This window comes from Altererythrobacter sp. (assembly GCF_050299635.1).
Lineage (GTDB): Bacteria > Pseudomonadota > Alphaproteobacteria > Sphingomonadales > Sphingomonadaceae > Erythrobacter.
This window is the reverse complement of record NZ_JBNKWF010000019.1, coordinates 30723-42500: the sequence shown is the minus strand read 5'-3', so window position 1 is coordinate 42500 and position 11778 is coordinate 30723. Positions and strand designations below refer to the sequence as shown.

General features: G+C 59.2%; 7 protein-coding genes, 1 tRNA gene and 2 rRNA genes (1 of these 10 cut by a window edge). 3 read left to right on the top strand and 7 right to left on the bottom strand.

Annotation, left to right across the window (positions count from 1 at the left end):
* The 3 genes from ACQY6C_RS10935 to ACQY6C_RS10925 form a co-directional block, all read left to right on the top strand.
* Nucleotides 1–2027, top strand: a 23S ribosomal RNA gene (locus tag ACQY6C_RS10935); it begins 762 nt to the left of the window's first position.
* Between the two features lie 175 nt (nucleotides 2028–2202).
* Nucleotides 2203–2317 (top strand): 5S ribosomal RNA (rrf, locus tag ACQY6C_RS10930).
* 218 nt (nucleotides 2318–2535) lie between these two features.
* Nucleotides 2536–2612 (top strand) — tRNA-Met (locus ACQY6C_RS10925).
* Nucleotides 2613–3041: 429 nt separating this feature from the next.
* On the opposite strand, the gene ACQY6C_RS10920 is transcribed toward ACQY6C_RS10925, so the two are convergent.
* From ACQY6C_RS10920 to ACQY6C_RS10890, 7 genes are all read right to left on the bottom strand, one after another.
* A complete protein-coding gene (locus ACQY6C_RS10920) occupies nucleotides 3042–4892 on the bottom strand; it encodes a methyl-accepting chemotaxis protein (RefSeq protein ID WP_427968641.1) in 1851 nt (616 codons plus the stop codon).
* The gene (locus ACQY6C_RS10915) at nucleotides 4889–6424 is read right to left on the bottom strand and encodes a putative bifunctional diguanylate cyclase/phosphodiesterase (protein WP_427968638.1); all 1536 of its coding nucleotides are present in this window, start codon (nucleotides 6422–6424) and stop codon (nucleotides 4889–4891) included. The genes ACQY6C_RS10920 and ACQY6C_RS10915 overlap by 4 nt, the downstream gene beginning before the upstream one ends.
* A gap of 117 nt (nucleotides 6425–6541) precedes the next feature.
* The gene (locus ACQY6C_RS10910; RefSeq protein WP_427968636.1) at nucleotides 6542–7393 is read right to left on the bottom strand and encodes a CheR family methyltransferase; all 852 of its coding nucleotides are present in this window, start codon (nucleotides 7391–7393) and stop codon (nucleotides 6542–6544) included.
* Complete coding sequence (gene cheB, locus ACQY6C_RS10905; RefSeq protein WP_427968634.1) at nucleotides 7384–8502, bottom strand: chemotaxis-specific protein-glutamate methyltransferase CheB; 1119 nt, start codon at nucleotides 8500–8502, stop codon at nucleotides 7384–7386. Before cheB ends, ACQY6C_RS10910 begins: the two co-directional genes overlap by 10 nt.
* A gap of 11 nt (nucleotides 8503–8513) precedes the next feature.
* Nucleotides 8514–8879, bottom strand: a complete 366-nt coding sequence (locus tag ACQY6C_RS10900) for a response regulator (protein ID WP_427968632.1) — start codon at nucleotides 8877–8879, stop codon at nucleotides 8514–8516.
* A 52-nt stretch (nucleotides 8880–8931) separates the two neighbouring features.
* Nucleotides 8932–9375 carry a chemotaxis protein CheW gene (locus ACQY6C_RS10895; RefSeq protein ID WP_427968630.1) on the bottom strand — a complete coding sequence of 148 codons (444 nt, stop codon included), beginning with the start codon at nucleotides 9373–9375 and terminating at the stop codon, nucleotides 8932–8934.
* Nucleotides 9372–11750 (bottom strand): chemotaxis protein CheA, encoded by a 2379-nt coding sequence (locus tag ACQY6C_RS10890; RefSeq protein ID WP_427968628.1) that lies wholly within the window; start codon nucleotides 11748–11750, stop codon nucleotides 9372–9374. The genes ACQY6C_RS10895 and ACQY6C_RS10890 overlap by 4 nt, the downstream gene beginning before the upstream one ends.
* Between the last annotated feature and the right edge of the window lie 28 nt (nucleotides 11751–11778).

Below are 11778 nucleotides of genomic sequence, written 5' to 3'. Positions count from 1 at the left end.
GAACCGTTGAATGTTGAAAAATTCTCGGATGAGCTGTGTTTAGGGGTGAAAGGCCAATCAAGCCGGGAAATAGCTGGTTCTCCGCGAAATCTATTGAGGTAGAGCGTCGGATGTATGCCGATGGGGGTAGAGCACTGGATGGGCTAGGGCGGCGCGAGCTGTACCAAACCTAACCAAACTCCGAATACCATCGAGTCTTATCCGGCAGACAGACGGCGGGTGCTAAGGTCCGTCGTCAAAAGGGAAACAGCCCTAACCTACAGCTAAGGTCCCCAAGTCATATCTAAGTGGGAAAGCATGTGGGAATCCCAAAACAACCAGGAGGTTGGCTTAGAAGCAGCCATCCTTTAAAGAAAGCGTAACAGCTCACTGGTCTAAATAAGGGTTCCTGCGGCGAAGATGTAACGGGGCTAAAGATATGCACCGAAGCTTAGGGTTGCAGTTTACTGCAGCGGTAGCGGAGCGTTCCGTAAGCGGATGAAGCCGAAGGGTAACCGACGGTGGACGTATCGGAAGTGCGAATGCTGACATGAGTAGCGATAAAGAGGGTGAGATGCCCTCTCGCCGAAAGACCAAGGGTTCCTGCGCAACGCTAATCGGCGCAGGGTGAGCCGGCCCCTAAGACGAGCCCGAAGGGGGTAGTCGATGGGAACCACGTTAATATTCGTGGGCCTGGTGGTGTGTGACGGATCGTGGAAGTTGTGTGTCCTTATTGGATTGGGCATGCAGCCAAGCGGTTCCAGGAAATAGCCCCACCGTATAGACCGTACCCGAAACCGACACAGGTGGTCAGGTAGAGTATACCAAGGCGCTTGAGAGAAGTATCCTGAAGGAACTCGGCAAATTGCCTCCGTACCTTCGGAAGAAGGAGGCCCCGTTAGAAGGCAACTTTTAGCGGGGGGCACAGGCCAGGGGGTAGCGACTGTTTATCAAAAACACAGGACTCTGCTAAGTCGGCTTCAAGACGACGTATAGGGTCTGACGCCTGCCCGGTGCTCGAAGGTTAAGAGGAGGAGTGCAAGCTCCGAATTGAAGCCCGAGTAAACGGCGGCCGTAACTATAACGGTCCTAAGGTAGCGAAATTCCTTGTCGGGTAAGTTCCGACCTGCACGAATGGCGTAACGACTTCCCCACTGTCTCCAGGATATGCTCAGCGAAATTGAATTCTCCGTGAAGATGCGGAGTACCCGCGGTTAGACGGAAAGACCCCGTGCACCTTTACTGCAGCTTCAGAGTGGCATTAGGAAAGAGTTGTGTAGCATAGGTGGGAGGCTTTGAAACTTGGGCGCCAGTCCAAGTGGAGCCATAGGTGAAATACCACCCTGCTGTTTTCTGATGTCTAACCAACTACCGTTATCCGGTAGTGGGACCCTCTGTGGCGGGTAGTTTGACTGGGGCGGTCGCCTCCTAAAGAGTAACGGAGGCGCGCGATGGTAGGCTCAGGCCGGTTGGAAACCGGCTGCGAGAGTGCAATGGCATAAGCCTGCCTGACTGCGAGACTGACGAGTCGAGCAGAGACGAAAGTCGGTCATAGTGATCCGGTGGTCCCTCGTGGAAGGGCCATCGCTCAACGGATAAAAGGTACGCCGGGGATAACAGGCTGATGATTCCCAAGAGCTCATATCGACGGAATCGTTTGGCACCTCGATGTCGGCTCATCACATCCTGGGGCTGGAGCAGGTCCCAAGGGTTTGGCTGTTCGCCAATTAAAGTGGTACGTGAGCTGGGTTCAGAACGTCGCGAGACAGTTTGGTCCCTATCTGCCGTGGGCGTCGATTGTTGAGAGGAGTTGCCCCTAGTACGAGAGGACCGGGGTGAACATACCTCTGGTGTACCTGTCATCGCGCCAGCGGTGCCGCAGGGTAGCTATGTATGGACGGGATAACCGCTGAAAGCATCTAAGCGGGAAGCCTCCCTCAAGATAAGCAATCTTCGAACCGTCATAGACCATGACGTTGATAGGCTGGGTGTGGAAGCGCAGTAATGCGTGGAGCTAACCAGTCCTAATAGTTCTTATCGCGCTTGATGAATCCCACCATCAACGACAGTCCTGAAAAGGCTGTCAGGTGGAGGATTTCTCCAGCCAGATACGCCCAACACGCCTTTAACCCAGCAATTGCTGGGAAGGTGCATCGATTTAATTTCCATGGTTATCCCATCGGGTTCAGCCCGATGGGTGGCCAGCATCCGCCTGCTTCATTGCTTGGTGGCCATAGCGTCTGTGACCCACCCGATCCCATCTCGAACTCGGCCGTGAAACCGGACTGCGCCGATGGTACTAACGCCTAAGCGTTGGAAGAGTAGGTCGCCGCCAGGCATTGTAGCCGGCGGGTGCGCGGAAAAAACCCATTCACTTGTCAGAGGGCCAACCCCAGGGTTTGGCCCTTTTGGCGTCTCTGGCCTCGGTAAGAGGTCATTGGTGCGGTGCCAGACGAAGCCGCAGGCTTCGCAAGGCCGACCGGCCGTCGCGCGGTCAGCGCGGCAGCCGAGCCGACGGATGTCGGCGCTGGCGCTTGAAGCCAGACAAATAGGTGCCGCGGGGTGGAGCAGTCCGGTAGCTCGTCAGGCTCATAACCTGAAGGTCGTTGGTTCAAATCCAACCCCCGCAACCACCGAAACTCCCAATATTTGAATTGAGTGCAGGCCAGTTGGCCCTGCCTGTCGCGTGACCCCAGCGGCGCTTGCGGCCCGGATCTGCCCGTTAGCGGGCCGCCGGCGATACCGTCGCCGCATTCTCCGAGAGAGCGTGCCTGGGCCCCGCATTTCCAACAAACAGCAGCCGCTCCGTCATTCGGGGCGGCTTTTGTCGTTTTGGGCAGGGACATGATCCGCCACGCCTGCAGACAGTGTCAGCATAGTGCTGCTCCTGCGGTCAGGGTGCGGCAGAGGCTTGGTGCGAGCAACCAACTCTCTGAAAGGGGTGTTCCCCCGCCTCGGTGCTTCACCTCATGGAAAGTCCCGTGCTCAAGCCACACCGCAAAGGGCCCGCTGCTCGCTTGAGCAACGGGCCCTCTGTCAGTGAAGTATGTCGATTTGCGAGCTTAGCCCGAACGGACTTTTCCGAGGAAGCTTTGCATCTGGGTACGAAGCGAAGACGCCTGTTCTTCCAGATCCGTGGCAGACGACAGCACCTGCGTAGCTGCTGCACCGGTCGCCAGCGAAAGCTCGCGAACTTCGTCGACATGACTTGAAACCCGGTCGGTGCTACGCGCGGCTAGATCGATGCTGCGCGCGAGATCCTGGCCTGCGACAGACTGTTGATCGACCGCCGAGGCGATGGAAACAGCTGTCGTTTCAAGCTGTTGTACCTGGCTTGCGATGGAGCGCAGTGCCTCCACACTTGCTCCCGTCGTCTCCTGCATCGACTGGATCTGCTCGGATACCTTCTCGGTGGCGCGGCTCGTCTGCATGGCGAGCTCCTTCACCTCCGATGCAACCACAGCGAAGCCGCGTCCCGCTTCGCCGCCACGCGCCGCCTCGATCGAGGCGTTGAGCGCAAGCAGATTGGTACGTTGGGCAATGGTCTGGATCAGTTCGACGATATGGCCGATCTGTTCAGCAGAATCGCTCAACTCAGAGATTGTCTCGTCGGCCTTGGTCGCCTTGATGGCCGCGTCGCGCGCCAGCTCGGCAGAGGAAGCGGCCTGGCGGCTGATTTCTCCGATCGACATGGCAAATTCGTCGCTGGCTGCGGCCGCTGCAGTTGCGCCGGCGTTTGCCTCTTCCATGGACTTGGCGACCTCGGCGGTCTGACGGGTGGATTCCTCGGCCGATGCCGCCATGGTCGATGCGGTTGCCTGCAGCTGGCTGGAGGCCGATGCCACGCCGCTCACGATATCGCCGACGGTGCGTTCGAATTGGTCGGCAAGATCGATGATGATCCCGCTTTTCTGCTTTTCAGCCTCTTCACGTTCGCGCTGGCGCTCCTGCTGCTGCTCGAGTTGCTTTGCGGCCGCCTTGGCACGTTCATCGGCGAACTGCTCGAGCCTGACGCTGGCGCGCTTGAAGAGCGCCATAGCTTGCAGCATCTCGCCAATCTCGTCCTTGCGTTCGATTCCTTCAATTTCAAAATCGCGGTCGCCCTGGGCAAGTTGAGTCATCCCTGCGGAGATCTCAGCAATCTTCCCAGCAAAGTCCCCGGCGAAGTACCGAATTCCGATTACCATCGCTGCCGCACCAATTACGATAAGTGTCAGGATGACAAACGACATGTAGTTGAAATAGGCGAGCGCCGAGCTTTCGAGATTGTCGGCAGCCTGCATCATGCTGTTGCCAAAGGTCGAAGTTCGCTCAATCAGCGTATCGCCCTGTGCCGAAAGTTCATAGGCAAGGCCAATCGAAGTCTGGCTCTGGCCTTCGCGTGCGAGGCTGGCGCGTAGCTCTTCGAACTTTGCGTCATAGGCTATCAGGTCTTCTGCAAGTTGATCGGCCTGCGAAGTCAGTAGCGGCACGCGAGCGCGGACCACTTCGGTGATCGCTTCCAACCGATTCTTGGCATTTTCATAACTGGTGCGCTGGCGCTCAAGTGCAGCTTCTTCTCCACCGAACACGAATCTAACGGAGTTGTATCGGAAATTGCTCGCTTCGTAGCGCAGTTCCGCTGCGTCTTCCGCCGCTTGTTGCACATCTGCATGCGCATTGTAGCGCCCGATGACCTGGTACAGGCCGATTGCCATGACCAACGCAATCGCCACGGCGAGGACTGAGTAGAGCGAAGTGACGCTGCGGACCTTTTGAACCAGCTTGCGATCGCGAAAACGCTCGATGAACTGGTACCAATTGTGTTCGCCATCCTGCGATGGCGAAGCGCTGCGCCGATGTGCAAAGGCATCAACCAGCGAAGCGTCCTGGTCAGCTTCGGGTTCGTGAGTAATGTCCTGGATAGCGCTCATGCCACGCCCTTCCTCATCGGTTCGAATGTTTCGATTTGTGTTGTGCCGGCGACGCCCAGAAGAACGTCGATTTCACTGGCAGGCATGGCCTTGTAATAGAGCCATCCCTGTATCTGGTCGCAGCCAGCGGTTCGCACCATGGTGGCCTGCTCTTCGGTTTCCACGCCTTCTGCGGTGACGCCCATGTTCAGTGCGCGGGCAACGGTGATGCTTGAAAGCATCATGGCGCGCGAACCGTCATCGTCACCGGCCTGGACCACCAGCGATCGATCCAGCTTGAGTTTTTCGAAGCGGAACTGCCGCAGGAACCCGATCGAGGCGTAGCCTGTGCCGAAATCATCGAGCGAAACATTCACGCCGAAGCTGCGAATGACCTCAAGGCTTCGCTCTGCGACCACCGGATCCAGCACCAGGCAGGTTTCGGTAATCTCCAGTTCCAGCCGTTCGGCCGGGAAGCCGGTTTCTTCGAGAATATGTCCAAGCCGGATCGGGAACTCCGGGTTGCGCAGCTGCGCTGCGGAAATATTTACCGACAGGGTTATGCCGTCCCACTTCAACGCATCGCGGCACGCGCGCTCGAGCACCCACAGCCCGATCTCGTTGATAAAGCCCGATTCTTCGGCAACCGGAATGAAGATGTGCGGTCCGATCGGATCGCCATTGCGCCGTTCCCAGCGAATGAGCGATTCGACTGCGACGATCTGTTGCGTGTCGGCATGGACCAGCGGCTGATAGTGAACGCAGAATTCCTCATTCGCGAGCGCCTGGCGCAATTCGTCATCGAGTTCGCGCTGGGCTTCACGATTTCGGTCGAATGTCTCGCTGTACCAGGTGCAGCGCATCTTGCCGCCGCGCTTCGAGGCATCCATCGCCACATCGGAACGGCGCAGAAGCTCTGAAGATGTCAGCCCGTCATGGCCTGTGCTCCGGGCCAGGCCGACGCTTGCCCCGATGACAACGCGGCGATCGTCAATTGCAATGGGATTGGACAGCCGGGTCACTGCGTTGCGGCAGATCCCTTCCAGGATCGTGCCCGCGACTGGACCGACCAGGCAAATTGCAAATTCGTCTCCACCAAGCCGGTAGCAGCGCGCCTCTTCTCCGCACAGCTCCGTCAGAATGCGGCCAGCCTCGCAGATCAGCTTGTCGCCGACGCTATGGCCAAAATGATCGTTTACCTGTTTGAAGCGGTCCAGATCGACAAGCGCGGTTGCAACTTCGTCACCCGACTTCGCGCTTTTCGCGATATCGGCGTGAAGTGCGCGGCGATTGGGCAGGCCAGTCAGCGAATCCTTCAGGCTGAGTGCTTCGAGCTGTCGCAGTCTGGCCACGCCGAAGTGACCGAGAAGGAAGATCGTCGCGCCGTAAAGCAGGATGCCGCTAACAAGCAGCGATGATGGAGAAACGAAACTAATTCTGTCGCTTTGCAATACGGCAAGCGTAATGAGGCCGAACAATGCCGACAGGATAATCAGCGGTACAATCGCGACCGCTGCAGGCGTAAGCCTTCCTTGCCTGAGCAAAAACCCCATTCGTACCCCCGTTTGACCCGTGGATCGCACAATCTAGCCAAGTGATTATCTTCGTTTCGCTAATGAACGGTAAACCCGATATTTACCTTGGTTCGCCGCCTCTCCGCATCGCTCGACTCAGCCTGCCAGGCGCATGCGATCTCCGGCGGTAGCCGGCACGGGCTCGCAGATACTTGCGTGTTTCGCGAGCGGTACGAACATGTCGGTCTGGCCGACCACGGTTTCGCCTGCGCCAAGCATCAGGAAACCATCCGGCGAAACTGCGCTATGCAAACGCTGGAATGCGCGGCGGCGTGTGTATGGATCGAAATAGAGCAGCACGTTGCGGCACAGGACGAGGTCGAACCTGCGCCGTGCAGGAGGTTCGTCCAGAACATTATGTTGTTGAAAACGAACGTCTTTGCGAGTGCCTGACCGGATCTGCCAGCCGTTGGTCGTTTCATCGAAATGCTGAAGCATCTGGGCTACTGACAGGCCGCGCTGCACTTCGAACTGGCTGTAACGGCCGCTTCGTGCCGCCGCGATCACCTTGTGCGACACGTCCGTACCGAGAATGTCGATCGACCAGTCGTCCCAACGCGATCCCTGTTCCGCAAACATGATCGCGATCGAGTGAACTTCTTGGCCGGTCGAGCAGCCTGCGCACCAGATCTGCAGGTGTCGCTCCGCAGCTCGCCGCTTGGCCAGGAGCGGAAAGATGTCTTCAGGAAGCTGGTCGAAGGTCGGCTTGTCGCGGAAGAAATAGGTTTCGTTGTTGAGCAGGGCTTCGACGACGTCCTGGGCGAGCTGCGTCTCGTGCTCCTGCGCCAGCAAGCAAGCGAGCTGGTCCAGATTGGTGATGCCGCGTTCGCGGAAGATCCCGGCCAGGGACGTGCCGACCCGCCAGCGGCGGCTCTCATTCAGCCGCTGCCCGGTGCGCGCTTCCAGAAGGTCTTCGATCAGTGCGAAGGAAGCGTGACTTATTTCCATTGTGCAACTCCGGCGGCCGCAACCACAAGCTCGGCCAGTTTTTCGGGCGGTTCGATTGCGCTGGCGAGTCCAGCCTTGGCGATGCTGCCGGGCATTCCCCAGACGGCTGAGCTCGCAGCGTCCTGTGCCAGGATCGCTCCGCCTTCGCCGACAAGGGCTCCCGCGCCTTCCGTCCCGTCGCGTCCCATGCCTGACAGGATCACGCCGATGGCGTGACCTTTGAGCGCCTGCGCCACGCTGGTGAACATCGGATCGACCGATGGCATACAGCCGCTGCTGGCAGGTTCGACGTCGAGCATCGCGTAGAGCGATTCACCACGCCGTTTTACGATCATATGTCCGTTTCCTGGCGCAATGACGATTTCCCCGCGCCTGATTTCCGTGCCTTCTTCAGCCACGACGGTCCGCCGCGCGGAGGCGACTTCCAATTGCCGCGCCAGCACCGGCATGAATGAAGCGGGCAGGTGCTGGGTGATGAGGATTGGCAATTCGAAATTGTGCGGCAAGCTGCGCAAGAAAAGGTTGATCGCGTGAATCCCGCCGGTCGAAGCGCCGATCGCGACCAGTTCGGGAGTCTTCCTGCGCGGTAGCGGCCTTGTGTTCTGTTCAGGCGATGCCGGGGCAGTAGTGGCCAGGCCCGGCTGCGGCGCTCCTCGATGCTTGCCGCCCAATGCGCGGATCTTGGCAAGCAGTGCCGAACGATAGACTGCATCGAATCCGCCGGTTCGGGGCTTCAGCATCGTTTCGGCTGCGCCCATCGAAAGCGCTGCCAGAGTGTGCTCCGCGCCTTCCTCCGTCAGCGAGGAAACGACCAGAACCTGCGCCTTGGCGGCGGTCTCCAGCATCTTTGGCAGAGCTTGCAGCCCGCCCATGCCGGGCATTTCCAGATCGAGCAGGATCACATCGACCGGGAGTTCTTCGAGCTTGGCGATAGCGCGTTCTGCGCTGGAGAAGGTTCCCGCAACCTCCATTCCGCCTTCGTCTGCCACCATCCGCGCAAAGATGGTGCGCACTGTCAGGGAATCGTCAACCACCATCACCCTGATGGGGGCGTGGTTCTCCCTGTCCGGCGATGACTTCCGATTGACCGGGTCCGGGCGGTTGGCCATGGGACCGGCTCTCAGGCGAAGCCGACGAGTTGTAGCTTGATCTGCAGCGTTTCGTGATCGAACGGTTTCATCACATACTCATCTGCACCAGCGCTGATCGCTTCGCGAATATGCGCCACGTCGTTCTCGGTGGTGCAGAACACGACCTTGGGCTTGGCGCCGTTCGGGCGTTCACGCAGTTGAGTGATGAACTCGATGCCGGTCATGACAGGCATGTTCCAGTCGAGCAGGATCACGTCGGGCATGGCCTCGTCGCACTGCTCGAGGCCTTCCTGGCCGTTTTCAGCTTCCTCCACCGTGAATCCGAGTGTTTCGAGAATATGCCTCGAAACCTTCCGGATGACGCGGGAATCATCGACTATCAGACACGTTTTCATTTTGACCCCTATTTTGCGCGCATTCGTGTAGCTGGCAGGCGTAACTATTGAATTAAGCTGCTGCGGCGGGTTTGATCGATCCAGCGATCAGCGCACCGATATCCAGCATCAGCACCGGTCCATCGGCGGTTTCGACGATTCCCTCTGCCGCGGCGGTCCATTCCTCGCCGAAGCCGCCCAGCACCGTATCGATTTCGCTGACCGCTTCGGTAACGTCTTCCACCTTGTCGACAAGCAGGGCGTAGCCATGCTCGGCATGCTGCACCACCGGCGCGCGGGCGTCGGATTGAAGCTCGTCATCGCTTTCGATGCCTATCGACTTGCGGCAATCTATGACGGTTAGTGCGCGGCTGCGGAGCGCGGTCAGCCCGATCACGAAATCTGCAACACCGGGAACGGGGGTGATCTCTTCAAGCTCAATGACCGATTGCACATCCTTTGCGTGAAAGCCGCAACGGCGACCGGCAATGGTTACGGTGACGAGTAGTTCGCTCACGCGGCCTCTCCTTTGCGGACCTGGCGCAACGCTTCGAGAAGCGCCGCCCTGTTGTAGCGGTAGATTGAGCTTTCCTTCTCTTCGCCGGAAACCTCACTGTCAGGTGTGCTGCGCAGATCGATCACGGCGCTTTTCCCGTCGCGCGGTTTCGATGTCCCCTGGCCGTCAAGCGTGATGGCAACATCGGCTTCCTCTTCGTCGTCGCGGACGATTTCGTAGCCAGCATTGGCAAGCAGCGGCGCCAGCATACGTCGCGACCATTCGTCATCCGGCAGGCTGCAGCTTAGGCGCGAAACCCGCTTCGGCACGGCGCCGTGTTTGGCGAAGAGCGTATGCGCATCGATAACGCCGACGGAAACACCATCAACCAGAGTGACAGCTTCCAGCACCGGATCGTCGTCTGTCTTGACCAGTTCCTGATCGAGCACGACCGAATCCTCGACCCGTTCGACCGCGTAGAGGACCTCACTGCTGCCGTCGGAAAGGCGCAGCAGGCGGACATGGTCGTCCGGCAAGGGGCCGTCAGGCAAGCCGGCGAGCGGCAGAATTTCGTCATCGACCACAGCGCGTGCCGCAACGGCGGTCCGCTCGATGGCGTCAGCTGCAATTGTCTCGATCCGCTGGACGAGGCCGAGCGCGATCGCACGGCGATGCCCATCGAAATCGGTGAACAGCATGGCGCGGACTTCATCCTTGTCCTGTTCGTCCGATACGCTGTCGATCGTGCGTTCGATCATGGAGCGCGATTCCGTCAGGAAGCCAGCCGTGCGTGATATCAGCGCAATGTCCAGCACCAGTATCGGCCTGCCGTTATCCAGCAGCGTGGATCCGGCGTAGCAATTGGTAGCCATGATCGCTGGTGGCAACGGCTTCACGACCAGATCGGAGATCGAGTGGATGCGGTCCACGATCATGGCGAAGATATTGCCGTTGGCCAATTTCATCAGCACCGCCGAACGATCGATCGTGGGTGCCGAATGCTCGATTCCGAGTGTGTCGCCCAGCGACAGGCATGGCGTGCGCTGCCCACGGAAATCGATCAGCGTAGTGCCGCCGACCTTGGTAAGCTGGATATGCTCGGCCCCCAGATGCACGATTTCCTCGACATAGGACTGAGGGATAGCGAACTGCTGATCGGCCACTTCCACCGCCAGTGCGGAGATGATGCTGAGCGTGAGCGGGATCTGGAGCAGGAACTGCGTGCCTTCACCCGGCGTGCTGGACACGCGGATCGAGCCGCCGATCTTCTCGATATTGTCGCGCACCACGTCCAGCCCGACGCCGCGACCCGAAACCGCGCTGACCGTTTCGCTGGTGGAAAGCCCCGGCTCGAAAACGAGCTGGAGGATTTCGTCGCGGGTCATGTTCTTGCGTGCGGATGTGGAAATCAGCCCGTTGGCGACGGCCTTGTCTGCAATCCGGTCTTCCTGCAGGCCGGCACCATCGTCGTTGACGACGATCGAGATCTTGTTGCTCGATTGACGCGCTGCAATCCGCAGGATCCCGATTTCATGCTTGCCCGATTCACGCCGGTCCGCCGGAGTTTCGATGCCGTGATCGATCGCGTTGCGGATGATGTGCGTCATGGGATCGCGGATCATCTCGATCATTTCGCGGTCGAGTTCGACATCGCCGCCCTCGATGTCGATCATCACCTGCTTGCCCAGTTCAGCGGAAAGATCGCGTACCATGCGCGGGAAGGCCCCGAACAGGAACTCGAGACGCTGCATGCGCATCCGGGTGACCGCTTCACGCACGTCGGTCAGGATTGTGCTCAGCCGCTCGAACGGGCCGTCGATCGCAGGCTGCGTGCCCGCTTCGCGCAGGCGGTGAGCCAGATCGTTGCGGGCCAGGACCATGTCGGAAACGCCGCTCATCACGCGGTCGAGCAGGTCGACCGACAGGCGGATCGAGCGCGGGGCTGCGATGGAGTTTTCGGGTTTCTGTCCGGACTTCTGATCGCTGTATTCAGGGCCCGCGGTGACGGGTTCGTCTTCCGGGATGTAGCCTTCTTCGAGCGCGTCGATCAGCCGCTGATCTCGCTTGTCGTCTCCCAGCTCCTCGCCGTTCTCGATGGCGTCGACCATTTCTGAGATGCGATCGATGATTGAAAGGACAGCCGTGACCATATTGGCGTCGGGCCGGCGGCGGCCTGCCCTTACCTCGGCCAGGGCATCTTCGGCCGCATGACTGAGCTTTTCCAGACGCGGAAAATCGAAGAATCCGCAGTTACCCTTAACGGTGTGAACAAACCGGAATATCGTATCCAGTCGAGCGCGATCGGTCGGATCAGCCTCCCAGGCTATGATCTCGCCCTCGCTCGCTTTGAGCATTTCGCGCGTTTCTGCGACGAATTCCGCCAGCAGCTCTTCCATCAAGACACGTCCCCACAGCTATTGGAGC